General features: G+C 49.2%; 23 protein-coding genes, 1 tRNA gene and 1 riboswitch. Of the genes, 8 read left to right on the top strand and 16 right to left on the bottom strand.

Annotated features, from left to right (window positions below):
• Positions 1–47 precede the first annotated feature (47 nt).
• Positions 48–728 (top strand): FMN-dependent NADH-azoreductase, encoded by a 681-nt coding sequence (locus EL143_RS01020; RefSeq protein WP_085416969.1) that lies wholly within the window; start codon positions 48–50, stop codon positions 726–728.
• 101 nt (positions 729–829) lie between these two features.
• On the top strand, positions 830–1,285 hold the full coding sequence (locus tag EL143_RS01025; RefSeq protein WP_085416967.1) for a J domain-containing protein: 456 nt from the start codon (positions 830–832) through the stop codon (positions 1,283–1,285).
• 143 nt (positions 1,286–1,428) lie between these two features.
• Here EL143_RS01025 and EL143_RS01030 read toward each other — a convergent pair whose 3' ends face one another.
• The 4 genes from EL143_RS01030 to pilC form a co-directional block, all read right to left on the bottom strand.
• Positions 1,429–3,423, bottom strand: a complete 1,995-nt coding sequence (locus tag EL143_RS01030; protein ID WP_085416965.1) for a transglutaminase family protein — start codon at positions 3,421–3,423, stop codon at positions 1,429–1,431.
• Positions 3,424–3,672: 249 nt separating this feature from the next.
• Positions 3,673–4,614, bottom strand: a complete 942-nt coding sequence (locus tag EL143_RS01035) for a DUF58 domain-containing protein (RefSeq protein WP_085416963.1) — start codon at positions 4,612–4,614, stop codon at positions 3,673–3,675.
• On the bottom strand, positions 4,598–5,509 hold the full coding sequence (locus tag EL143_RS01040; RefSeq protein ID WP_085416961.1) for an AAA family ATPase: 912 nt from the start codon (positions 5,507–5,509) through the stop codon (positions 4,598–4,600). Before EL143_RS01040 ends, EL143_RS01035 begins: the two co-directional genes overlap by 17 nt.
• 86 nt (positions 5,510–5,595) lie before the next feature.
• On the bottom strand, positions 5,596–8,745 hold the full coding sequence (gene pilC, locus EL143_RS01045; RefSeq protein ID WP_085416959.1) for a PilC family type IV pilus tip adhesin: 3,150 nt from the start codon (positions 8,743–8,745) through the stop codon (positions 5,596–5,598).
• 519 nt (positions 8,746–9,264) lie between these two features.
• Between pilC and EL143_RS01050 the strand changes: the two genes are divergently transcribed.
• Positions 9,265–10,797, top strand: a complete 1,533-nt coding sequence (locus EL143_RS01050) for an AmpG family muropeptide MFS transporter (protein WP_085416957.1) — start codon at positions 9,265–9,267, stop codon at positions 10,795–10,797.
• Positions 10,798–11,039: 242 nt separating this feature from the next.
• Here EL143_RS01050 and EL143_RS01055 read toward each other — a convergent pair whose 3' ends face one another.
• The 3 genes from EL143_RS01055 to EL143_RS01065 form a co-directional block, all read right to left on the bottom strand.
• Positions 11,040–12,212, bottom strand: coding sequence for an HlyD family efflux transporter periplasmic adaptor subunit (locus tag EL143_RS01055; RefSeq protein WP_085416956.1), 1,173 nt, complete (start codon positions 12,210–12,212; stop codon positions 11,040–11,042).
• 216 nt (positions 12,213–12,428) lie between these two features.
• Complete coding sequence (locus tag EL143_RS01060; RefSeq protein ID WP_232001316.1) at positions 12,429–13,745, bottom strand: efflux transporter outer membrane subunit; 1,317 nt, start codon at positions 13,743–13,745, stop codon at positions 12,429–12,431.
• 167 nt (positions 13,746–13,912) lie between these two features.
• Positions 13,913–14,407: a MarR family transcriptional regulator gene (locus EL143_RS01065; protein ID WP_009117565.1), complete on the bottom strand. Its 495-nt coding sequence runs from the start codon at positions 14,405–14,407 to the stop codon at positions 13,913–13,915.
• A gap of 313 nt (positions 14,408–14,720) precedes the next feature.
• A riboswitch (PreQ1 riboswitch) is annotated at positions 14,721–14,765 on the top strand.
• Positions 14,766–14,769: 4 nt separating this feature from the next.
• Between EL143_RS01065 and queF the strand changes: the two genes are divergently transcribed.
• On the top strand, positions 14,770–15,243 hold the full coding sequence (gene queF, locus EL143_RS01070; protein ID WP_085416952.1) for a preQ(1) synthase: 474 nt from the start codon (positions 14,770–14,772) through the stop codon (positions 15,241–15,243).
• 11 nt (positions 15,244–15,254) lie between these two features.
• Complete coding sequence (locus EL143_RS01075) at positions 15,255–15,944, top strand: 7-cyano-7-deazaguanine/7-aminomethyl-7-deazaguanine transporter (RefSeq protein WP_085416950.1); 690 nt, start codon at positions 15,255–15,257, stop codon at positions 15,942–15,944.
• Positions 15,945–16,078: 134 nt separating this feature from the next.
• Here the strand turns inward: EL143_RS01075 and rpmA are convergent, their stop codons facing one another.
• Positions 16,079–16,351 (bottom strand): 50S ribosomal protein L27, encoded by a 273-nt coding sequence (gene rpmA, locus EL143_RS01080; RefSeq protein ID WP_085416948.1) that lies wholly within the window; start codon positions 16,349–16,351, stop codon positions 16,079–16,081.
• Positions 16,352–16,379: 28 nt separating this feature from the next.
• On the bottom strand, positions 16,380–16,688 hold the full coding sequence (gene rplU / locus EL143_RS01085; protein ID WP_003763980.1) for a 50S ribosomal protein L21: 309 nt from the start codon (positions 16,686–16,688) through the stop codon (positions 16,380–16,382).
• 215 nt (positions 16,689–16,903) lie between these two features.
• Here rplU and EL143_RS01090 point away from each other — a divergent pair, with 215 nt between their 5' ends.
• From EL143_RS01090 to EL143_RS01100, 3 genes are all read left to right on the top strand, one after another.
• A complete protein-coding gene (locus tag EL143_RS01090) occupies positions 16,904–17,878 on the top strand; it encodes a polyprenyl synthetase family protein (RefSeq protein ID WP_085416946.1) in 975 nt (324 codons plus the stop codon).
• A gap of 20 nt (positions 17,879–17,898) precedes the next feature.
• Positions 17,899–17,973, top strand: a tRNA-Arg gene (locus tag EL143_RS01095).
• 72 nt (positions 17,974–18,045) lie between these two features.
• Positions 18,046–18,429 (top strand): nuclear transport factor 2 family protein, encoded by a 384-nt coding sequence (locus tag EL143_RS01100; RefSeq protein ID WP_085416945.1) that lies wholly within the window; start codon positions 18,046–18,048, stop codon positions 18,427–18,429.
• Between the two features lie 64 nt (positions 18,430–18,493).
• On the opposite strand, the gene EL143_RS01105 is transcribed toward EL143_RS01100, so the two are convergent.
• The 7 genes from EL143_RS01105 to EL143_RS01135 form a co-directional block, all read right to left on the bottom strand.
• Positions 18,494–19,327, bottom strand: a complete 834-nt coding sequence (locus tag EL143_RS01105; protein ID WP_085416943.1) for an NAD-dependent epimerase/dehydratase family protein — start codon at positions 19,325–19,327, stop codon at positions 18,494–18,496.
• A 28-nt stretch (positions 19,328–19,355) separates the two neighbouring features.
• Positions 19,356–19,826 carry a DUF2269 family protein gene (locus tag EL143_RS01110; RefSeq protein ID WP_085416941.1) on the bottom strand — a complete coding sequence of 157 codons (471 nt, stop codon included), beginning with the start codon at positions 19,824–19,826 and terminating at the stop codon, positions 19,356–19,358.
• The gene (locus EL143_RS01115; RefSeq protein WP_085416940.1) at positions 19,823–20,209 is read right to left on the bottom strand and encodes a DoxX-like family protein; all 387 of its coding nucleotides are present in this window, start codon (positions 20,207–20,209) and stop codon (positions 19,823–19,825) included. Before EL143_RS01115 ends, EL143_RS01110 begins: the two co-directional genes overlap by 4 nt.
• A 596-nt stretch (positions 20,210–20,805) precedes the next feature.
• Positions 20,806–21,069 carry a glutaredoxin gene (locus EL143_RS01120; protein WP_085416938.1) on the bottom strand — a complete coding sequence of 88 codons (264 nt, stop codon included), beginning with the start codon at positions 21,067–21,069 and terminating at the stop codon, positions 20,806–20,808.
• Positions 21,070–21,071: 2 nt separating this feature from the next.
• Entirely contained in the window at positions 21,072–21,830 is a 759-nt protein-coding gene (locus EL143_RS01125; RefSeq protein ID WP_085416936.1) for a class I SAM-dependent methyltransferase, read from the bottom strand.
• Between the two features lie 272 nt (positions 21,831–22,102).
• The gene (locus EL143_RS01130) at positions 22,103–23,872 is read right to left on the bottom strand and encodes a sigma-54-dependent transcriptional regulator (RefSeq protein ID WP_085416935.1); all 1,770 of its coding nucleotides are present in this window, start codon (positions 23,870–23,872) and stop codon (positions 22,103–22,105) included.
• Positions 23,859–25,487, bottom strand: coding sequence for a two-component system sensor histidine kinase NtrB (locus tag EL143_RS01135; RefSeq protein WP_085416933.1), 1,629 nt, complete (start codon positions 25,485–25,487; stop codon positions 23,859–23,861). Before EL143_RS01135 ends, EL143_RS01130 begins: the two co-directional genes overlap by 14 nt.
• Positions 25,488–25,540 lie beyond the last annotated feature (53 nt).

Genomic DNA, 25,540 nt, shown 5'->3' on the forward strand with positions numbered 1-25,540 from the left:
AGACAATCAATATACATTGATTTTGTTCATCTGAAAGGAAGCTGATAATGACTACCCTACTCCACATAGACGCCAGCGCCCGCAGCGGCTTATCCGGCCGCGATCCGCATGGTTCTCACACCCGCCGTTTGAGCGCGCGCTTTGTCGAACAATGGCGCCAACACCTACCGAACACCGAAATAATCTACCGCGATGTCGGGCAGCATCCGCCCGCACCGGTAAGCGGCGCATGGATTCATGCCGCTTTCACGCCCGATCAGCAACGCGAACCGTGGATGCACGATGTTTTGCGCCAAAGCGACGAATTGGTTGACGAGCTGATTCGTGCAGACATCATTGTAGCCGGAGTGCCGATGTATAACTTCGGCCCCCCCGCCCAGTTCAAAGCCTATATCGACAATATCGTGCGCGTGGGTCGCACATTCGGTTTCGACCGCAGCCACGCAGGCGAGCCTTATTGGCCGCTATTGGCCGATATGGGCAAGCGCCTGATTATCCTTTCTTCACGCGGCGATTACGGTTACGACAAAGGCGGCAGAATCAGCGCACGCAACCATGTCGAGCCGGCCGTTCAAACCGCTTTCGGATACATCGGTATCACAAAGAGCCACTGTATCGCGGTGGAGTACGATGAATTTGCCGATGAGCGTTTGGCCGCGTCTATCCGGCAAGCAGAAAACGAAGTGGATGATTTGGTGAATCGGCTGACAAAAAATTCAGCGCGTTGAATTCACACACAAACATGCCTGTCTGAAAGCAATATTCTCACTCTTTTCAGACAGGCATTGATATAATAAGGCTATTTAAATAAAAAACTTGCCGCAGCGCAATGCCGAAAAAACCGCATACCCACTACGACAACCTCAAAGTTCCCCGCGATGCCGATTTAAAAACCATACGCGCGGCCTATCGTGCGCTCTGCAAGCAATACCATCCCGACCGCTGCCCCGACAATCCCGATGCACACCGCGTGATGAGCATCATCAACCGCTCTTATAAAGTGCTGACCACGCCGGAAAAGCGGCGCAGGCATGATGAATGGATTGCCCGCCAGTCTGCCTCCGGCACTCAGGAGCCTGCTTCCCAACGCATTTCCAGCCCGATGCCCAAAGGCTTCCGCCAACCCGAGCAACAGGTTCCCCGTGCGAAATATCTGCTGTGGCTGCTCAGCGTTGCCCTGCTGATTGCCGCACTCTTTTTCTACACCCAGCACCAACGCTCCGCCGCCGCCAACGACGGGCGCGATTTGCCGGTTAAAACACAGCCGAAAACTGCGGGCGAATGACGCACCGCCAATCAGGAACGGTTTCAACAGCTTCAAACGGTAATGCCTGTCTGAAAAAAGTTTCAGACAGGCATTACCGTTATTACATTTACCGTTATGGCAATACTGTTCTTTTAAATTTATTTGCCATATTCAGGCATTTCCTAATGCCTGTCTGAAACCGATTTCTCCGCCTGCTTCTGATAAGCAGCCGCCATTTTTCTTACCTGTTTCAACCAAGCATGTTGCTGCGCTTGCGTGGGCGGGCGGTCTGCCGTATATTGCCAATTCTCATACTGCTCCAACACGCGCTCCAACTGCGCATCCTGCAAACCGTTTTCCCGCATCAGGGTGCGCAATTCGGATGCGGTTACGCCGTAACGCGTTTCGTCTTCCACGCCCAATAGTGCGTTTTTCAGCAATACAAAACCTTCTTCAAGCGGGTTTTGATCATTTCTGCGGCCTTTTCGCCACCAGAAAAACACGGGAATCAGCGCAAGCGCGCCGCCAACGCCCAGCACCAGCGCAAAAGCGGCAAAGCCGAATCCGCCCAAGCCGAGTTTGGCAAACAGATTGTTTTGGCGGCTTTGGTCGTAGTTCACCACCCATTGCTGCCAGTAATACTGGCCGGTTTCACGCCATTTGGCAAACGCGCCGCCGCCGTTTTGCACCAAACCCTGCTCGTTTTGCGGCAAAGACTGCTGCAAGCCGCCCGCCGCACGGTTTGACGATACCGCCGCAGTCGGATCCACCCGCAGCCACACCTTTTCTTCCGGCAGCCACACTTCCGCCCAAGCATGCGCGTCTTTGGAACGAATCTGCCAAAAATCACCTTCGGCAATGTAGTCCGCGCCCAAATAACCGGTTACCACCCGCGCAGGCAAACCGGCGGCACGCATCATCACCACAAAACTTTGCGCATAATGCTCGCAAAACCCTTGTTTGGTCTGAAACATAAACGCATCCACGCCGTTCGCACCCTCCGTGAGCGGTGGCTGCAAAGTGTAGCTGAACGCATTTTTGCGGTAATAAGCCAATACCTTTTGAATAAACGCCTGCGAATCGGCCGATTGCTGCGCCAAGCTTTGCGCCAGCACACGCGAACGCGTGTTGCCCGGTGGCAGGTAGAGATAATGCTGCAAAACAGCCGGATTGGGCTGATCGGGCAGCCTGCCGCCCAACCGGGCTTGCAGATCAAGGCGGCGCAAACTTTCGTAGCTGCGCTGCGCCCGCAGCACATTGCCCAAACGGCGCGCAATGCTTTTCGGAAAACTGCCGACCGACTGGTCAAGCGCGGGAATCACGCCGTTTTGGTCGCGCAAAATGATTTGGTAGGAAACAGTCTCTCCCGGCATATCGTCTGCACGCGCTTCGTCAATCGTGTTATCGGGCTGAGCCTGCCAGCTCGTGCCGTTGAAATCGGTCATGATAATCGCGCGCCAATACAGCTCTTCGGGCGCAGGTGCATTTCCTTTGAATGTTATATTGGCAACCCATTCGTTGCTCTGCACCAGATTGCTGATGCTGCCCGGCTGCATGGTGTTGGAAAGCCCGGTTTTGGCCTGATTGCTTTTTTGCGGAATGCCCCACAAAGGCTCGCTTTTACGCGGCACCGCCACAAACAGCACCACCATCAGCGGCAGCGTCAACACCAAAGCCAGCGCACCTGTTTTGGCCGCATCTTTCAAATACAAACCGCCCAACATACCGAAACACACGCTGGCGGCAAACAGACACAGCACGGCCCATACGCCGGTGAGCGGGCTTTGGTCGAACAGCACCCCGCCGCCCATCAGAAACAGCATGGCCAGCAGCAACACCTGCCAGTCGCGCCGTGTGCTGCTTTCAAAGGCTTTGAGTGCCACCATCAAAAGCAACAGCGAAATGCCGCCTTCCCTACCGATAACCGAACCCACCTGCAACCACACCAGCAAGCCCGCACCTACGGCAAGCAGCAACAAAACCAAAGGCGGCGTTTTGTGCCAACCGGCCTGCATCTGCACAAACCGCGCCAACAACAATGCGGCAAAAGTAAGCATCACGCCGCCCGGCAGGTTTGCCATCAAAGGCAAAGCCGACATCAGCAGCACGCACAAAATCGCAGCCTGCACAGCAGGACGCGGCTGCCCGGATAGGAAAGGAGGGTTTTGGATAAACATAATGAATCAAGTCGCAATGTGTGGCGCCGTGTTTTCAGACAGGCATAGGGTATAAAGAATGCCTGTCTGAAAACCTGATTGAGAGCAGCCCAATTAAATTATTGTGTAAAGGTATGGCGCAACCGCCTGCATCGTAGCAGTACCGTCATATCCGAGCTTGCCGCGTGCATCTCGGAAAGCTGCCGGATTTAACAATACTCGGCCCAAGCCAGAATATTGGTGTGTATGGCCATTGTTTGGCTTAACCCGCTACAACAAAGCCAACGCTGCCAACGCCATTTCCCGCTGGCCTTTCTGCGGCGGAATCGTACGCTGCGGCAACTCAAGAATATAAGGCAGCTTGGTTTTTTCCGCTTCCAGCACGCGGTAGCACAGCATGCCCGCCAGCCGGTCTTTATCGGCCTGAGCCGGATAATCCCGATAGGAAATCACCATATTGCGAACAGCCGCCTGCGGCTCCTCGAAACGCTTGTCCAACATTTCGCCGGTTTTGGCATAAGTTTTCCAAGCTACATGCTGCAACGACATTCCAGGCCGGTGCTCCTGCAAATAAGCCAATTCGTCACCACCCTGAACGCGCGGGCGTGCGGGGTCTTCTTCTCCGTCCGGCAAAGCCGCGTGCAGCACTTGGTGCTCAATAGGCGCGGGATAAACCAACGATTCGGTCTGCCAATGCCACGCCGTTTGCAACATGCTCAACCCGAAAGGCGCGATACTCGCCACTTGCAACTCCGGCACATGTAAATAACCGCGCCGCCGCATCACCACCTGCCAAACAAACGGTTCGGGACGCTTCGCATCAATCCGCCAATCAAGCCAGCGCGGCAATGTATTTTCGACAGTCGGGTTATCCACCCGCAGCCACAACCAACGGCTGCGTCCGCGATGCTCTACAACGTCAAGCGCCAGTTGCGCCTCCGTACCGGCAAACACTTCCTGCGGTACCCTCAACCCCACCTTCAAAGCCGAAAACTGGCGCATGTTGAGCAACACTGCCACACACACAAAACCCAGCAGCCAAAATGATATGGCATAAGCCAAATTCACTTGATACTGCAAGCCCACCAGCCAAAGCAGTACCACCGCCGCCAACATCCCGGCACCAAAGCGCGTAGGCCGCAAGCGGAAACGCCCCACAGCCACCGGTTCCGGCTGCTTTTCAGGCTGAATAGGTTTACGAAACAGCAACATGATTAAGCAAACCTTCCAAAATCTGACGGCTGCTGTGTTGCTGCTGCACAGATTGCAAACGGTGCGCCGCCACAGGCACCCAAACCGCTTTCACATCGTCCGGTAAAATATGCGCCCTACCCTGCATAAATGCCCAGGCCTTAGCCGCAGCAATTACCGCCAAGCCCGCCCGCGGGCTCAATCCGGTTACAAAACGTCCCGGCTGGCGGGTAGCCTGCACCAACCTGAACACATATTCTGCCACCGCAGGCGAACATTTCACTTCAACCGCCTGCTGCTGCCACTGCACCAAAGTTTCCGCATTACACACCGCTTTGACAGCCGACAAGGTTTGCCGTTTATCCCCCTCCAGATACAGCCTTTTTTCAGCTTCTTCAGAAGGATAACCCATGCTCAGGCGCATCATAAAACGGTCGAGCTGGGATTCCGGCAAAGGAAACGTACCGAGCTGCTCAACCGGATTTTGCGTGGCCACCACCAAAAACGGGCGCGGCAAACGGTAAGTTTTACCGTCCACCGACACCTGTTTTTCTTCCATCGCTTCCAGCAAGGCCGACTGCAGCTTGGGCGAAGCGCGGTTTATTTCATCCGCCAGTAAAAACGAATGAAACACCGGCCCGGGATGAAACTCAAACTTACCCTCATCAGGCCGGTAAATATTGATACCGAGCAAATCCGAAGGCAGCATATCATTGGTAAATTGCACACGCCGGTAGTTCAAACCCAACACCGCCGCCACGCCATGCGCCAAAGTGGTTTTCCCCACGCCGGGTACATCTTCCAATAGCACATGCCCGCCCGCCAACACACAGGCCAGCAGCTGCTGCATCACCGTTTCTTTCCCCAAAATCAGCGTATTGAGCTGTTCTAATGCATTTTGTATCGAAGGATTCATGATTTTCCTTTTTTTCTTTATGAAGTTGTTGATGATACGAAATGCCTGTCTGAAAACTTTCAGACAGGCATTGTTTTTAAAGATGCTTAAGTCAGTTCACGCCAACTGATGCGGCGGACAAACTGATCGCACAAAGGACCGTCAACTTGCAAACTATACAACTCACCTTCAGTCGATTGGAGAACGATACTTTGGTTTTCTTTAGACTTAAAGCAAGTATTAGGCTGCCGTTTGATTGACTCCCCCGGCCCTTTAATAGGCTTTTCTTCACCGCTTCCTGCATTTTGTCCATCAACAGTCAAGGTATCACCTTTCAACGCAGCAGCCACAGAACCGTTACTTACCAACCCGTTGAATAATTTTCCGTTGGCAAAATAATTTCCGTCCTCGCCGCCGTCTTTATAAACGACCCGCGCATCTCTTTTGGTTAAAGCACCTCCGTTTGTGCTGTTAATTTGAAGCAAACGGCTTTTGGCTTCAATAGTATCTTCTGTTTTCTGCACGGCACAGATATCGCCCGAAATCTCATCTTTATTTGAAACGGTGTTTTTCACATAAGCACGGGTTTCTATAAGAGCCGTACGCAGCAACATCTTGCCTTGGGTAACCACACGCTCCCCGTTCAAATCGCTCAAATCAATTTTCCAACCTTTATGCTGCGGTTGAATCTGATTATTGCTCAAATAATAAAACCCCCGTCTCTGTGTAAATTGCTGAGACAACAAATCTGTTTCTTGAGCCGGTAACGAGGGTGTGGTGTTTACATCGTCAAAAATACCGTAAACAGATTGGGTTTCCGTGCTGTTGAAATCTTCATCGTATACCTCACTACCCGTACCCACGATAACGATATATTTACCGTTCGGCCGATAAGAAATGGTAGGCGCAGCTACAATGGGCTTGTTACCGTTACCGGTAAAAATACGTGTTACTTTCCATTCGTTTATCCCGCCGCGCAAATCGAAACGGTAAAGATTGCCGCCATAATCACCCGCATAAGCCAAGTCATAGATACCGTCAGACTCTATATCCAACAACACCGGCGTTGAAAGGCCGCCCACTCCGTCTGCCACAACTATTTTTTTCAACAATTGACCCGGTTTACTGCCTGAAACAGGCTGAGCGGTAACCGCATCATGTCCCAGCATATCATACAGGTACAAAGCTGTTTCGTTCACATTCTCGGAAGAGCCGTTTTTTGCGGGCTTGTTTTTGTAACCGCTGGCCAAAATACCTGCATAGCGTATATCACGGCTGCTGGCATCCACCAAAACACGCCCGATACGAGGCGTACCGATGGTAAAGCCCAAATTATTTCCCTCTCCTTTTTCTGTTTCAAATAAAGGAACTTGGCTTTCCCAGCTTGAAGCTTCTGCATGAATACCGACGGGTCTTCCGGTATGAATATGTTTGCCGCCTACGTTCAAAGCATAAGCCCCCCTGCCGCCCTGCCCCATCGCACCAAACATAAAGTAATGTCTGTCACCGTTTTCTTTTTTAGGCGTACCCAAAACAGTAAACCCGCCGTTGATCAAATACCGGTGTGGGTTGGCATCGGTTTTACCATACTCTTCGTGAGCTACTTGCTTCAATATTGAAGCAAGATTTTCATTGCTGCGCTCCATTGTTGCAGGAATATAACTTGCCTTCAAATCATAAGGATGGTCGCCTTCGGATTTTTGGAAAATATGCACCATGCCGTCGTTAGCCGAAGTAATCAAAAATTCCTGTCTCCCTGTTTCGTTGCTTCCGATGGCTGTAACAGGGCTGTCAATAATATCGCCCAAATTGCGCGCTTTACCTTCACGAATACGGTAAGGTTGTGAGTATTTCCGTTGTTCGGCCATGTTTTTAATTGAGTTGTCATCAGCGGAACGTGCGGTCCACTTCAACAGTGCATCCCGCCATTCATTGGCATCCTGGCCGGTCTGGGTAATGCCAAAAAACTCATTACCCGGTGGAGACGCATTCAACTTCTCAACAAAATGCGTTCCGTTTCCTACATTAATCAATGTTTTTCGATTTGTATAAGAAGGCTCTTTATAATCTTCACTAAACTCAAGATTTTTTTTGTCGTTTTTATTGGCTTCATAAAAACGGATTTGGCTGCTCCATGAACCGCTGTCGATAAGCACCGAAATAGCGCCTTCGGCACCGGATCTATTGGCCACGATAGCCGGCGCCACCGTTCCGCTGGTTGCGGTAGCCACAACACCGCCCGACTCATTTGCGGATTCGGCTGCCTGCTTAAAAGCGTTTAGCAATTCTTGCCGGTCGTTGGCGATAAAAAAGTTCTTCTTTCCCCGATATGAGCTGGCACCATTTCTCAAATAGTCCTCACCTCTTCTCGTAATACCGCTTAAACCGATGGTAAACGTATTAATCGTTTGCTTTTCATATTTACTTTTTGGCTGTTTCGTTTGACGATCTTCCTCAGTAGGATCGACACGGACATCCCCGTTCCAACTTCTTCCGGTTCTATCGATTCCTTCGGTTTTAAAATCCTTTGTGGCCAATGTGTGGCTGAAAAATTGTAAACCGTTATCAACATCCCAATGTGAATCAACTGGGCCGTCATCTTTATTTTCGCACCTACCGGGCTCCCCGGGGCCGAAATAGGGATCGTAAAAATACTTATCCCAACTAATCCAACTCGAACCCACATATTGACCATTTTTTTTATAACTGTAGTTAAAAGTTTTGTTACGCCATCTCCCTGTAGTACAACTACTGTTCGCATCACCATCGGTCATTACAACAATGAAGTTTTTTTCGCAACGGTATTTAGTCTTATCCCTCATGATATTGGTTACTTCGTAATAACGGCGTGTGGTGGGCGTACCGTCATTCGGTCTGATTCGACCCACCCTTTGTTTAACATCCCGCCAATCCGAAGTATAGTCATTCAAATCAGATCTGCCGTTGTTGTGATAAGTTTGCAAACCCCAGTTGAAATTATCTTGGTATTGATCCAATACTGCATAAAGGGCATCTTGAGTAGCCTTCAATCTGGTTGTGGAATCTCTTCTGTTCACCGGCTCATTCATACTGCCCGAATCGTCAATAAGCAGCATAAAATTAGGCTTCACCTTGCTTTGTGCTGTGGTTACCTTATTTTGCAGCCTGAAAGGCGTTTCCGAAATAGTGGCTGCAGAAGCAGAATGATATGCGGCCATCAAGGTTAGTGCTCCCAATACACTTTGGCAGATGGGCTTCATGTTTTTTTGTTGAGACATTTTTATATTCCCCTAGAGTTTAGTCGGTATATGCTCTTGGTTTAGGTAATTGAAACAACCCGCCCGTCATAACGAACGGATATAAATACATTTTTTAAATTTTATCATACAGGTTGCGGCAAGCTGCAAATAAATATGGCCTTTACTCTTTCCAAACACATTCATGCTGCAATATCTCCACATTTGCTTCAGCCTGATGACATAAAGAGTAAACAGAATGGAACACTTGTTTAATTCATCATTACTTAAGATACGCGGATAAAGAACATAACCAGCGGGTAATATCAATGCCTGTCTGAACAATATTGTCCAGACAGGCATTGATTAAGCTGAAGTCTGGAACCGAAACAGATTGTTCGATTATCGGGATACATCAAACTTGATGGAAAAACATATTTCCAGCCATTGATACCGCTTATGTTGTACTTTTATTGATTTAATATACAATTTGGCATTTTATTCCCTGCCTGCGCTGCAATTCTGTGCTAACGCTTTCAGACAGGCATTTAGGATGGTTACATGTCATCACATCAAAACAGCTGGGGCAAAGCTTTTGCCAGCTATCTGGACGGCCGCTCGATTACTTTGTTTTTTCTCGGTTTTTCTGCGGGCATTCCCATTTTGCTTATTTTTTCGAGCCTCTCTTTGTGGCTGCGCGAAGCGGGGGTAGACAGAAGCACGGTTACGATGTTCAGCTGGGCGGCTTTGGCTTACTCGTTTAAATTTGTTTGGGCGCCTTTGATCGATTCGCTTCAGCTTCCATTATTGGGCAGATTGTTTGGCAAGCGGCGTTCTTGGCTGCTGCTGGCGCAGGTACTTATTGTGGCGGCAATCTGCTTGATGGCGCTGATCAATCCTGTAGACAAACATGCGCTCACAGTGATGGCCGCCGCCGCCGTGTTGTTGGGTTTTTCTTCGGCAACACAAGATGTGGTGATTGACGCTTACCGTATTGAAGTGGCTAAAGGGGATGATGCGATGCAGTCTGTAACCGCCGCCACTTATAATGCCGGCTACCGGATCGGCATGATTGTGGCCGGGGCGGGCGCTTTGTTTTTGGCTTCGTGGCTGGGTTCTAAAGAAGGTGCTTATCTGTATGAGGCTTGGCGCCACACTTATCTGATTATGGCGCTGACTATGGGCGCGGGCATTGTAACGACTTTGCTCTGCCGCGAGCCGGATGTTTCAGACAGGCATTCGGAAGCGCCGCTACGCTCGGGCGATAATTTCCGCTTGTTGCTTTTGTTTGTGTTTATGGCTGCGGCATTTGTGGCTGCGTTTGCTTTTTCGGGAACATTCCTGCCGGCCACAGAAAGCGTGCTGGGCACATTTTTAATCGAGGCCGTGCGCCTGCTTATCGGCGCCTGCGCGGCGGCGGCGGCTTGTGTGCTGACGGTTAAAAGCGGCCTGGTGCCTGCCGGTTTGGCCAAAACGACCTGGCTGGATCCTGTGATGGATTTTTTCCACCGCTACGGCAAATCCGCCCTGCTGCTGCTTGCTTTAATCGGCGTATACCGCATTTCGGATATTGTGGCCGGCGTGATTTCCAATGTGTTTTATCAGGATTTGGGATTTTCAAAAGAAGACATTGCGGCTGCTGTGAAAACTTTCGGTTTGATTATGACGATTGCCGGCGGCTTTTTAGGTGGCCTGTTGGCGCAACGTTTCTCTTTGATGAAAATGATGATGTTGGGCGGTGTTTTGGCATCTGCGACGAACTTGATGTTTGTTGTTTTGGCCAACCGCGGGCAGGATATGGCTTTGATGTACACGGCCGTGGCGTTTGACAATCTTGCCGCCGGCTTGGCGGGTGCAGTGTTTATTGCGTTTCTTTCCGCTTTGACCAACATCCGCTTTACTGCCGTGCAATATGCGATATTCAGCTCTTTGATGACTTTATTGCCGAAAGTTTTAGGCGGCTATTCCGGCACGATTGTGGACAAGGTCGGCTATCAGAATTTCTTCCTGTTTACCGCCATACTGGGTTTGCCCGTTTTGGTTTTGGTTTATTTGGTCGACAAAAAAATCTTCCAAAAGCAGATTCGGGATTGATATTCGGCAACTGGAATATAGCTAAGGTAACAGTAATGCCTGTCTGAAAGAATTCAGACAGGCATTGTGTTTTGGGAAGCCGGTAAAGTTATGGCAAAGCAACTTATTTTTATCTGAGTTTGTTTGTCATAAATATAGCCAATCGAGTTACATAATAACGATACACCGCCATTCTCGGGCACACTATTCTTGAGTGATTAACTATATTTCTGTGTAAACGGTTAGCAATGCCTGTCTGAAACCTATTTCGAATACTTTTCAAACACTTGCTCAATAAGCGTTTCCACCGGTGTCCAATCCACCGTATTCCCCTCCGACGCTTCCGTTTTTCTGCGTGCCGCCGATGCTATTACCGGCCCGCTGCTGTCTATGGTGCTCACTCGAACCGTCATCGACAAGCCAACCCTAAGCGGATTTTCGGCAAGCTCTTTCGGATCCAAGCTGATGCGCACCGGAACTTGGGTAACCTTGGTTTGATTTTCAGGATGCTGCTCTTCAATGTCGCGCTGGTTTCTCGTGCCGACTGAAAGCCCGAGCACCTTGCCGTTATACACGACTTTTTTACCGTACATTTCCGAGGTCATCGTTACAGGCTGACCGATACGCATTTTCCGCAACTGGGATTCCTTAAAATTGGCGTCAACCCATAAATCGTTAAGCGGCACCACCGACATCAAAGGCACTCCAACCGCAACCTGTTGCCCGACCTGAACATGACGCTCAGCCACCTGTCCGTCAACCGGGGCGCGTATTTGTGTGCGCTGAAGATTCAACCAAGCGTCTTTGATATGGCTCACCGCATTTTGCACGGCCGGCTGCTTACGCAGAGGAATATTTTTGCCCAAAGATGCCAACACTGCTTCTTGTTCCGCTTCCACCGCACGCAAAGCTGCTTGCGCCTGCACAACTGCCGCACGCGCATGGCTTAATTCTTCCCCTGAAATGGCATCGCTGCCGGCCAAAGATTCCCGGCGGCGCAAATCGACTTGAGCTTTCGCCAAATCGGCTTTGCGGGCTAAAACTGCAGCCTTGCTTTGCGCGCCGGCCGCTATCTGCTGCTTGTTTTGCCGGATGGCCTGTATCAACTCGTTTTGCGCGCGTTCGTAAGCGAGCTGGTAATCGCTGTCATCCAAAGTAACCAGCACGAAGCCTTTATTCACAATTTCCGTATCTTCCGCCGAAACTTGGCGCACCGTTCCGGCAATTTGCGGCGCAATCTGCACGGAGTGTCCTGCCACGCGGGCGTTATTGGTCGTTTGCTCGTGTTGCCAGATTAAAAAATACATCATGGCAAAGCCCAAGCCCACCACAATCAGCAGCAAAACCACTAAGGTGATGTTGCGCTTTTTATGGCGGCTGGTTGATGGAACTGTTTCGTTTTCCGCCGGTAAAGCTTGGTCTTTCGTATTATTCATTGTTTATCTACCCGTTATTTCACTCATATTTTCAGACAGGCATTTGAATAACTATGCCTGTCTGAAAAGACATTTATCCCAAATTGTCATTAAAAACAGCCGCTGGCTGTTCAAACACAAGTTTTTTCAACCACAGCTTCCATAACTGCAGTGTTTTTAATATTCCATTATTATATTTTATCTGCTTATAAAAATGCAGAATGAAACTGCCAGTTCTCACAAATGCTGTTCTTGCTTAAATCCGCCTCCCAGTTGAACATTCAGATTACTCCACGCCGCAAGTGCAGCCGAATGTTTCATCAGGACTACCGCCTGCTGCTGCAACACATCATCTTGCTTGCGGTAATATTCCGCTTTATTTGCCAAGCCCGCATTGACGCGCCTTAGTATACTTGCAGAAATTTTACGGGCAGTTGCCGCTGCCTGCTCTGCCTGCGCATGTTGCGCTTTATGATTTTGATAGTCTGTTATGGCATCTGCCGCCAGCCGCATCGCATCCAAAACCGTTTGATCGTATACCGCTACCTGTTCATCATATTCCGCATTGCGTTTTGCCAGTTTCGAGCGCAAAGCACCGGACGTAAAAATCGGCAGATGAACCGCCGGCACCACCCCAAGCATACCCGAATTGCCGCGCACCAAATCAAATGCATCAATATGCGATAAACCTGTCAGCAATTTCAGCTCTATATTCGGATAAAAATCCGCTTTAGCTTCCCGAATATTTTGGCTTCGCACATCCAACAATTCACGCTGCACCGAGATGTCAGGACGACGGCCTAATATATCGGCTTTCAAACCGCCTACTTTCACATCCGGCACGCCGGACATCGCCGCCGGCTGTTGCTTGTCCAAGCTATCCGGTTTACTTCCGGTCAACACAGCCAAAGCATGGCGGGCATGGGCGATTTCTTTATCTAATTGTAATTTTTGCAGCGCCAATTGCTGCTGCATCTGTTGCTGCTCATAAACAGCAGACGGCGCGGCAAGTTGCGCTTTTACCCGCTCCTGCATCAGCTTTTCGATTTGTTTTGAGTTTTCAATGCGTTGATTCAGAATATCCTGTTGGGCAAGCAGACCCTGCCAGGTAAAATACTGCTCGGCCACCGCATGTGTCAGCAAAATTTCCGCTTGCCTGATTTCATAATAAGCGGCGTTCCGACGCCCCAGTACAGACGCAATACGCGCTTTATTCTTTCCCCAAAAATCAAACGACCATTTGGCTTGCGCTGAGATGTGCGCAAGCCTGAAATTGCGGTCAGGCTCAGCAAATGAAGCCGACGGCCTCTTTCCGAGCAAAGCCCCCTTGCCTTCGGCCACAAGGCCTGTCTGAACTTTACTTTCTTCACCCAAAATACCAAGCTCGGCTTGAAGCTGTTCAAAACGGGCTTGCGCGCTTTTCAGCGAAGGTGCATTTTTTAAAGCTGCGTTAATATAGCGGTTCAACTGCGGGTCTTTCAAAACCAGCCACCATTGCTCTTGCACTGCAAAAGTTTGTCCGGAGGAAAGTGCATGCTCAGCAGGTGTGTTCACCTTCCCTTCCTTAGGAAACTGCGCACAAGCACCGGCCAAACATAAAGCCGCAATTACCACACTATGCCTAATATATTGCATACCCATCTCAAACCTATTAATTAAGGGCTGTTGCTACGATACTATCATAACAACAGCCCATCCAAAACACCTCAGAATCGACGCAATCAAGCCCCCAAACTGGTTAACACTTTACCCAGCAATGCCTGCAACTGGTCAAATTCTTCTTTGCTGAAATCTTTCCACAATGGCGCATAGCCTTTGCTCATGTGCGGCTGTACTTCTTTGATAAAATCTTCACCGGTTTTGGTTAGTTTCAACACGATTTGGCGGCGGTCTTTTTCATTCATGCTGCGCTCAATCCAACCGCGGCCAACCATTTCATCGGAAAGCCTTGTTGCACTGGTACGCGTTAAATCCATCAAATCGCTCAAACGCGAAGGCAGGATTTCATGGTTGGGACTGATGTAAACAGACAGAATGGCAAACCACAGATTTTCATTAATGCCGTATTCTTTCAAAAGTTCGTTTTGGCGGCTGCTCAAACGATCCGAAGTAATACGGAGCAAACGCATCGTATGCGCTTCACGCTCTGAAAAATCGGGCAGTTGCTCGGATAATTGTTTCAGGGCGTGTTCCAGCCCGGCTTGTGTAAAACTCATGATGATGTTCTCGTCTTGTATCGGTATTTGGCGGTGCCTTTAAGCGCTTTACAAACTTCACGCTCGGCGTTATTGATGTAGCGATACTAACTACTGTATATTATTTTTACCAATAATCACGACATACGGTTTTAGTTTTCTTATAAACGGTTTTATCTTTTTTTAACAAAACCATTAATCTTTTTTATATATCCGTTTATCTAAAAACTTATATATAAATCATCATCTAATAAATTTTTTCAAACAAGTAATTCCAATATCATAATAAAAATAATTTTTTGCAAAATCCAATATTTAATCTAAAATACCGCCCTTCCCTGTGGTTCGCAAACTCCCACATTAAAAAAACTAAGGAATCAAAAATGACCCGAGAAATCGAAGAATTGGGCGGCATTACCCTTTTGGGCAGCCGGAAAACCCAATATCCCGCCACTTATACGCCTTCCATTCTGGAAGCGTTCGACAACAAACATCAGGGCAATGATTATTTTGTTAAATTCATCTGCCCCGAATTTACCAGCCTCTGCCCGATGACCGGCCAGCCCGATTTTGCCACCATCCACATCCGTTATATCCCCGATGTCAAAATGGTGGAAAGCAAATCACTGAAACTCTACTTATTCAGCTTCCGCAACCACGGCGACTTTCATGAAGATTGCGTCAACATCATTATGAAAGACCTGATTGCGCTCATGCAGCCGAAATACATCGAAGTATTCGGCGAATTCACTCCGCGCGGCGGCATTGCCATCCATCCTTTTGCCAATTACGGCCGCTCAGGTACACCGTTTGAAAAACTGGCGCAAGAGCGTTTATTCAAACACGATATGCAATAAGGAAACACTTCATGTATGAATTTTCTCCTGCGCAACAGCGCAAAGCCTTACTGCGCCTTTCGCTCCTGCATATCGCTATCATTGCCGTCAGCAATTATCTGGTTCAGTTTCCTTTTACCGTAACGCTGCCTACCGGTTATGAAGTCCATTCAACCTGGGGAGCGCTTACTTTCCCGTTTATCTTCCTTACCACAGATTTAACCGTACGCATTTTCGGCCAACGCTTGGCCCGGCGGATTATTTTTTGGGTGATGCTGCCTGCTTTATTGCTCTCTTATATCTTATCGGTCGTGTTTCAAGACGGCGGCTGGACAGGCTCGGCCTCATTGGCCGTATTCAATTTATTTGTATTCCGAATTGCATTGGCCAGCTTCTCTGCTTACGCAGCCGGCCAGATTTTAGATATTTTCGTGTTCAACAAATTGCGCCGCTTGAAATCATGGTGGATTGCCCCCACCGCTTCGACTTTTGTCGGCAATGCCGTTGATACCCTGTTGTTTTTTGCCATCGCTTTTTACGCCAGCAGCGACGAATTTATGGCTGCAAACTGGCCGCACATCGCATTTGTCGATTACTTGTTCAAGCTGGTTATCTGCATGCTGTTTTTCCTGCCGGCCTACGGCTTTATCCTAAACACTTTAACTAAGAAGCTGACCGAGCTGCATTTTAACGAACAGCCTGTTGCCATACAGCCCAAATAAAGCAATGCCTGTCTGAAAACTGTGTTTCAGACAGGCATTGCTAATATTGCAGCCGTAAAATTCAGAAGCGGCATTCACACTAACACAAAAAACCCTGCTTAAATAAGCAGGGTTTGTTTCAGAAATATTCCGAATTACTCATCTACGCCGGGGTAAGGGCGAACGCTTACAGTTTTGCGGTTCAAGCGGCCTTTCACGGCGAATTCCACATAACCGTCTACTTTTGCAAACAGAGTGTGGTCTTTGCCCATGCCTACATTTTCGCCGGCATGAAATTTGGTGCCGCGTTGGCGAACAATGATAGAGCCTGCAGGAATCAGTTCGTTACCGAAAGCTTTCACGCCCAAGCGTTTGGCTTCTGAATCGCGACCGTTTTTAGAGCTACCGCCAGCTTTTTTAGTTGCCATTTGTGTTTACTCCTAAAATGTTAAAAAATTAAGCGATTGCCACGATTTCGATTTGGGTGAAATTTTGGCGGTGGCCTTGTCGTTTTTGGTAGTGTTTGCGGCGGCGCATTTTGAAAATGCGGACTTTCTCGCCACGACCGTGGGCTACCACTTTAGCCGTTACTTTTGCACCTTCGATAAAAGGCGCACCTACTTTTACAGACTCACCGTCAGCAATCATCAAAACTTCAGTCAGTTCGATTTGGCTGTCGAGTTCGGCAGGTATCTGTTCTACTTTCAATTTTTCGCCAACGGCAACTTTATATTGCTTGCCGCCGGTTTTTACGACCGCGTACATACTCAACTCCATGAGAATTTGGTTAACAAATGCTGCGCTCACACGCAGAATCGGTAATTCTATTATCTTTATCGGTTTTTGTCAAAGACTTATCTAAAAACAATCCACCCTTTTCGATTGCTGCATTTCAAGATAGTTACTGATATAATTGCGCGCTGTATTTTTTATCGGCGAACCGCCCTGCAAGGGCAAACTGCCTGAACAGAAAGTTCATCATGCTCAAAAACCTGCCTTATTTTCAAAAAAACCTCGAAAGCGATTTAGGCCGCGTCAATGTTGTGATAAACCGCGCCGTGCAATCGGAAGTGGCGCTGATTTCACAAATCGGCACCTATATCATCAGCGCCGGCGGCAAACGCCTGCGTCCGATCATCACCATTCTGGCAGGAAAATCTTTAGGTTATGACAACGACAAGCTCTATTCTTTAGCCGCAATGGTGGAATTTATCCACACTTCGACGCTGCTGCATGATGATGTGGTAGATGAAAGCGAACTGCGCCGCGGCCGCAAAACGGCCAACAACATGTTTGGCAATGCGGCTGCCGTATTGGTGGGAGACTTTCTCTACACGCGTGCATTCCAGCTGATGGTCGGTTCGGGCAGCATGAAAATTCTGGAAGTGATGGCGGATGCCACCAATATTATTGCCGAAGGCGAGGTGATGCAGCTGATGAACATCGGCAACACCGACATTACCGAAGCGGAATATGTTCAGGTTATCCAATATAAAACCGCCAAACTCTTTGAGGCCGCCGCGCAAGTGGGTGCTATTTTGGCAGGCGCCTCAGCCGAACAGGAGCAAGCGCTGAAAGACTACGGCATGTATGTGGGCACGGCATTTCAGATAATCGACGATATTCTTGATTATTCGGGCGACACGGCGGAAATCGGTAAAAATGTGGGTGATGATTTGGCTGAAGGCAAGCCGACTTTACCTTTGATTTACCTGATGCGCCAGGGTAGCGCCGAGGCGGCGGAAGACGTGCGCACAGCCTTGCATAATGCCGACCGCAGTTACTTTGAAAAAATCCACCATCACGTTACCAACTCGGACGCGTTGGCTTATTCCACCGAACAGGCGCGGATTGCAGTGCAACATGCGCTGGCTTCTTTGGATAAATTGCCCGATAATGAAGTTACCCTGGCCATGCGCTCTTTAGCCGAGCAATCATTGGCCCGCATCTCTTAAAGTTTAAAAGTTTGCATAACCTCGCCGTAGTTCAACGGATAGAACGTATGCCTCCTAAGCGTAAAATACAGGTTCGATTCCTGTCGGCGAGGCCACTGAATTTTTCAGTTGAAAGGCTGTCTGAATGATTTTCAGACAGCCTTTAAAACTTATCCAAGGATGATACTTTGCAAGATTTATTAGCCCATCTTACCGCTTTGGAATCCGAACTTCACCACAAAGGCATTTTATGTGCCGCTGAGCGCCTGCAGACATTACTGCATCCGCAGTTTCACGAAGTCGGCCGCTCAGGCATGCCCTACACGAGAGACACGGTTATCCGTTATTTGACAAATTGTACCGAAGCGCCCCAAACTCGTTCGTTTCACCACCGCCTACAAAGCCTCGGCCCGCAGCAGGCGCTGCTTACTTATCTTTCCGTTTCCACCGATTCCCACACACCCCTCTACACTTGGCGCTCATCCGTGTGGATACTCGAAGGCGGGCAATGGCAGCTGCTTTACCATCAAGGCACGCCTGCCTCATCCGAATCCATACACGCACTCTCGTAAACCAAACCTTATAATGCCTGTCTGAAAGCCATTGGCTGCTTTTCAGACAGGCATTCCTTCAGGCCTACTGAAAACAATCTACCGACAAAGGCTTACGCCCCAACAATGCTTCAAATCCGGTTGATTCCGCCACAGAACCTACACGCAAAAGCTTCATGCTGTCTGAGCTTACCATGCCGTTACTGAAGCGCTTGGCAGCATAGGCGGCCAAATCAGCCACCCAAGCCGGTATGGGAATGATTTTCCGCGTATCTTTGCCATGAATATTCCGGCGCATCACAGCCAGATATTCGGCCAAACTGCATTCGCGCCCGCCCGCCATATCCACCACATCAGAAACAACCCGCTTTTCTTCCACCAACCTGCACAAACCTTCCGCCACATCGTCCACATGCACCGGCTGCAAACGGTACGCTCCTCCCTCCGGCAACGGCAGCAGCGGCAACTTAGCCAACTTGATAAACAACTCACAGCTTGCCCCGCCGCGCCCGAACACCACAGAAGGCCGCGCAATCCGCACGTCCAAGCCGCTTTGCAACAACGCCGCGTCACCACGGCCTTTGCTGCCTAAAAAAGCCGTTTCATGATCCTTATGCGCCCCCAAAGCGGAAAGTTGAACAAACCGCCCCACTCCCGCTTCACACGCGGAACGCGCAATCTCAAGCGGCGCAATATGATGCACGGTTTCCAACACATCCGCCCGATACGACATCACACCAACGGCGTTAACCACACAATCCGCCCCTTGCAGCAAAGGCATGAGCCGATCCTTCTGCGGTCGCAGATAATCAAAATCCACCCGCTGAACGGCCTTTACCCGATGCCCGCGCTCACTCAGCATCTGCTCCACGCGTTTACCGATAAACCCGCTCCCGCCAAACAACACGATGTTCATCATCAATCCTTTCAGACAGGCATCGCAATAATCAATAAGGCTTCAAAACCATCAAGAAATACACCACCAGCATCGCTGCAAACGCAGGATAACCCAGCAGCTCCCAATACCTTGCCGCCCGCCAATATTCCGGAGGCATGTCGTCTTTATTTTCCGCCGCAGCCTGCGCCGCCATTTTCGCCATGCGGATTTGCAACACCACCACCGGCAACCAGCAAATTCCGGCCAGCGCATACAGCGCCAACGCGCCCCAAATCCAAGTAACACTCCACGGCACACCCAGCTCGCGCATCATCCACAAACCCGACAAAGGCTGAAAAATCACCGCCGGCGTAGTAAACCACCAATCGGCCCGACACACCCATTTAGCCACCACCGCCTGCGCCGGAACACAGCCGCTGCGGTTGGCAAAAAACAGATAAAACGCCGTACCGAAACCTGTACCCACCATCAACGTGGCCGACAAAATATGCAAAGTCTTCACGATCAAATAAGTGTTCATTTCCCACTCCTTTTCATCAAATAAAACATCAACGCCGCAATCGGCAGGTTTTTCAATAAAGGTGCAAACGGATGCAGCCAATGTTCAGGCAGGCACAGCCCCACAATCAGGCTGTACACAACCACCACAACCAGCTGCACCGCCCAAAGCACCGCCCTCCTGCGCAACGGGCTGAAACATGCCAAGCCCAACACAACATCCAGCGCCGAAGCCGTCCGCAACACCGGCATCTGCCAAACCTGCCCGACACCCACCTGCCCCAACAAATCCAACGACACTTCCTGCGCAGTCAGCAGCGGCTGCACACCGCTCCAAATCCATAAAATTCCGACGGATGCCGCAAGATAGGCCGGCGTATCATTCAAGTATTTTTGATTGCCCATAACCGTTCCAAAATTTCCTTAATTTCTGTCTATGCAGAAATATTGAATTAAAAAATAGAGAATACATCTAAACCATGTCGAACCAGCATGTTTCCACATGAAATGTATGGAAGCATTAATACGATTTTCTTAACTGAAAAAGCGCTGTCTTAGCCCGGTTTTATTTAAATGCCTGTCTGAACCATACGCCACGCAACAGACTTCATTTCCATGAAAGCTATTTTATACTTTTATTTATTTCTGTCAATACAGAAATAAATAAATTTAGTTATTCAAAAAACGGCCTTCACAAAGGTTCATCAATCCAACTAAGAATGTCTAAGTCATACACTCAACCAAACTTGTATAGTAAATCAACTTAAGAATAGTACGTTCGTCATGCTCGGGCTTGACCCGAGTATCTCCTAAAGTTAGCGGAACTCAAGATATTCGGGTCAAGCCCGAGTATGACGGAAATGCTACTAAAATTAAGTGTTTTAACTATATATACATGACAAAAGGAATCTTTTAAGTTGGTTGACTCTATAAAAGCCTCTTCAAAAGCAAATGCCTGTCTGAAAAATCTTTCAGACAGGCATTTTGAAACACCACGCATCCTACTTACCGAAATAAGTCATCAACTCTTCCGGCGAAAACACATAATCTCCGTTTTCCGTAATCAGCACCGGCACGCCGACCGACAATGTACCCCGGCATGACGCATAGGCATCCGCCGTATCCCTAAGCTGCAAAAAACGTTTCAGATTGGCCATACTTTCGGTAATGTTGACTGCCTCACAATCAACACCCAACTCTTGCAAAGCCGCATCAAACGGCGGCGTATCCGGACATAAGCTGCTGTAAAAATAGAGATTCGGCATAGTTACTCCTGCTGATTAACGGGTTGAAACGGCAAATATACATCAAACCGCGTGCTCTTTCCCGAATATTGGTAGGCGGGCCTCTCATGATTCAAAAAGCCGCCCAAACGCGGACGTTTGACCACCACCCGTTTTTTGGCTACTTCGCGCGCCATGTGAAGCAAAGCCGCTTCATCATCGGCCATGCCGACCAAATCATGAAAATAAGCCATTTCTTTTTTCACCGCAGCCGATTTCTGCCGCTCCGGATACATCGGATCCAAATACACCACATCCGGCCTACCCTGCTCTTTGGCCAACTCAGGCATCAAGGCAACGGCATTGCCGGAATACAAACGAATCCGCCCGGCAACTTCAGAAGTTTCCGCCGACCCGGCAGCCCTTGCCAAGCCATCGGCCAGCAAGCAGGAAACCACAGGGTTTTGTTCAAACACACAAACCTGCAAACCCAAACCGGCCAACACGAATGCATCACGCCCCAACCCGCCCGTTCCGTCCCATACCACGGGATGGGCGCTGTGGTTTACGGCTTTGCCGATCAACTCGCCGCCACCTTTGGTGCGCCGGTATTGTGCCGCACCTCCTGTAAAATCTACTTTTACCCGTCCTTTTTCACCAACTTTGCATAAAGCGATACCTTCCGAATCCGCCCGCAAATACAGCCCTGCCTGCGGAGGCTCGGTACAGCCTTGCAAACCGAAATCAGCAACACGCTGCTTCAGCAATTCATCGGTATCGTCTCCAAACACCACAGGAATCATAAACGTATTCTTTCTTGATTTTTCAGACAGGCATTTGATGATGCCTGTCTGGAAACATGTATATCGCCAATCAACCGCATCATATAAAAGTAACAAACCGAAGGCAGTGCAGGCAATATTGAACTGATTTTGTTGCTGCTCGAGAATTTACAAAATCATTCTTTTTGGGCTAGATGCAGCAACGTTGCCGCAAAAGTAAGTTGGGATTATCTATTCGCACATAAACCAAACGGCCATGCCTGATAGCATGGCCGCGCCCATGTCATGTATATTTACTCAATCGCCAAGCGTTCCATACGGTAGCGCATCGAGCGGAAACTGATGCCCAGCAGCTTGGCCGCCTGTGTCCGGTTGAAACGTGTTTCTTGCAAAGCCTGCAAAATAATGCTGCGCTCCACCTCATCCAGATAATCCTGAATCTGCGTTTGCCCTGTTACAAAGAGCGGAACTTCCGGCCGGATTTCATGTGCAGAAGCAGCAACCATATTCATGGTCGGCAGATTTGAGGCACCAGATAAACCATCGCCACCGGAAAATGATTTGAAAATAGCCGCTTCTTCGCTATTGTCTTCAGGCAGAGGCGCTTCTTGGCACACACCGACCGCATGAATCTGCAAATCATCCACCTGAATGATGTTGCCCACGGTCAACGCAACCGCTCTTTCCAAAATATTTTCCAATTCACGGAAATTACCCGGATAGCTGTATGAAAGCAAAGCATCCTGCGCTTTGGGGCTGAGTTTGTAAGCCATCTCCCCTACACGGTATTTATTCAGCAAACGGAAAATCAGCGGACCCAAATCCTCGCGCATTTCACGCAAAGGCGGCATATGTAAAGTAACCACATTCAAACGGTAGTATAAGTCCTGTCTGAAAGAACCGGCTTCCACCAAAGCTTCCAAGTTCTTATGCGTGGCACATACAATGCGTACATCCACTTGGGTTTCCTGCGCATCACCAATCCGGCGGACGGCTTTTTCCTGAATCGCGCGCAACAGTTTCACTTGCATGCCGAGCGGCAAATCCGCCACCTCATCCAAGAAAAGCGTACCGCCGTTGGCATGTTGGAAAAAACCCATACGGTCGGAATCGGCACCGGTAAAGCTGCCTTTTTTATAACCGAAGAATTCGCTTTCCATTAAATTTTCAGGAATTGCGCCGCAGTTCACCGCGATAAACGGCTGCTCCCTACGCGCAGACAATTCATGAATGCTGCGGGCTGCCTGCTCTTTACCGCTACCCGACTCACCGGCAATATAAACCGGTACAACACTGCCGGCCAATCTGCGGATCAAATGGCGCACTTCCACCATTTGCGGAGAATTGCCCAGCAGGCGCGGCATATCGGGATCACTGCCCAGCTCCTGCACCTGCTGCATTTCCCGTTCGCGCTGAACAGCCCGGGTTTCCGTGGTGCTGAACAAACGTTGGCGCAAAGATTTCATGCCTTGAGTCACTTCCGAAGGCTTGTCTATCCCGCCCGAAACACCTTTACGGCCCGCCGAAGCAGGCATAGGCGCGCGTGGCATATTACCCGGCAAATCCGGCGCTCGTGCAAATTGCCGGGGAGCGGCTGCAGCCGGTTTGGCAGAAGAAGAAAGGGAAGATTTCGATACGGGCTGTTCCGGGACTGGAGCCGGCGCTGCAACTGCGGCAACCGGCTCATTTACCTTTACCGCCGATTTCACCAATGAGCGCAGCTGCGATAATGTAATCGGTTTTTGCAGGTAATCAAACGCACCGGCTTTCAAAGCTTCTACCGCCTGATCGGCATTGCCGAAAGCCGTAATCACCGCCACAGGCGTGTCCAGCATTAATTCGTTAATGTGTTGAACCACCTCCAAGCCCGAACCGTCCGGCATACGCATATCGGTCAGCACCAGCGAATAATCTTTGTCTTCCAGTTTCGCTTTGGCGTCAACCACACCTACTGCCGTATCGACGGACAGACCCATCTTCATCAGGGTCATTTCCATAAGGTCACGGATATCTGCTTCATCATCCACAACCAATACAGGTTGCTGCAAACTATGCTTCGTCATTGCTTTCGTCTCTCGGTAAAATCAGTTCGAAACCGTTCATTTCCGGATGGTAATGCAATTGCCCCAAATTGGCATGTGCCAGCTCCCTCGCCACATAAAGACCCAAGCCGGTACCTGTTTTTTCCGTGGTAAAGAAAGGTTCAAACAAACGGTTGCGCACTTCAGGCGATACACCCGAGCCGTTATCGGCTACCACAATGGAAATGTGCATTTTGCCGCTCGGGCGGATCAACACCTTAATCGCTTGCTCATCTTTTCTGCTGTGCCGCCAAGCGTTGTTACACAAATTCCACATAATCTGCTGAAGGTGCATGGAGTCTGCAACCACCGCTAAATTATTGCCATCCATAGTCATACGCACACAGCCGATTGCATCGGGATTATTCAGCGTGAATTCTTGTTTGAAGGCCAACCAGAATTTCATTAAATTAATATTTTCGCGGCTGATATTGTCTTTTTTATTCAGCGAGGTAACATCCTCAAGCATTTTATCGATGCGGCGAATATTGCTGTCTATAATATCATGCAATTTAGCATTGGTCGGGTCCTGCATACTTTCTTGCAATAAGTCATTGGCATGACGGATTGCCGACATCGGATTGCGGATTTCATGTGCCAGATTGGCAGTGAGCTGCCCCAAAGAAGCCAATTTGGTCGCCATCGCTTCCGCAGCCACTTCCCGTAACGAACGGATAAACAGCATTAATAATTCTGTTTTTTCATCACTCTGCACCAAAGGAACTGCGCGCACGCGCATTGAATGCTGATGAAGATGGATATCGGTTTCGAAGCTTTTTTCAGGAGAGTGTTGCCACTGGCGGATTAAATCACTAAAAATAGTTTCATGGTTATCAATCGCCAAGCTGGGAAAATAGGTTTTCGCCTGGGCATTAAACAGCCATATCCTTTGATCCATATCCAACACCACAACCGCTTCCTGCACTCTGTTCAACACCAGTTTGTTTAACCCGCTTACCCGGTTGAAAGCCTGTTTGTGTTTATCGGCAGAATCGGTTGCCGCCTTGAGCCGGTTCACAGAAAGCGCCGTGAGTCCTGCAACCAAATAACTTGCACCAATCAAAAACAAACCGATGATAAAGGGGCGGACATCCGAACCATTCCATTTTTTATCCAAAATATTGAAGATCAGCTGATCGCTCAAAAGCAGGCAGAAAATAATCAGCAATGTGGCATAGGAAGCGTAAAGCATCGGATAGCGGCCGTAACTGAGCAGGCAGGATGTGGCCACAAACGGCAACACCAAAGCACCGAAACCCATACCTATACCGCCGGTCATGTAAACCAACAGCATAATCATAGAAATATCGGCCACTGCCGCCGCGTTCGGCAGCGTCATATTTTGGCGCTGCCACTCAGGTTTGAATAAAGTGAGGATGACAATGCCGCCATAAACAGCCGCCCAAGTATAAAACTCAACCGGTTTAAACAGATTCCCCAGTTTGCCTGTATCCATATATAGGTAATCGGAACCTATCTGGAAAACCAGCAAAGAAATGATGATGGTTACCCTTGCCAGGTTAATCAACACCGGCAAACGCCCCATCTGTTGTTCCCAGTCTTTGCGGGAATATAGCTGCGCTTTTGCGTAACTCATATTGGATATTCTCTAATTATTCATAACAACGGTTGCCTGAACCGCTTTATTGC

Origin of the sequence: Neisseria canis (assembly GCF_900636765.1) — a bacterium.
GTDB classification, from domain to species: domain Bacteria; phylum Pseudomonadota; class Gammaproteobacteria; order Burkholderiales; family Neisseriaceae; genus Neisseria; species Neisseria canis.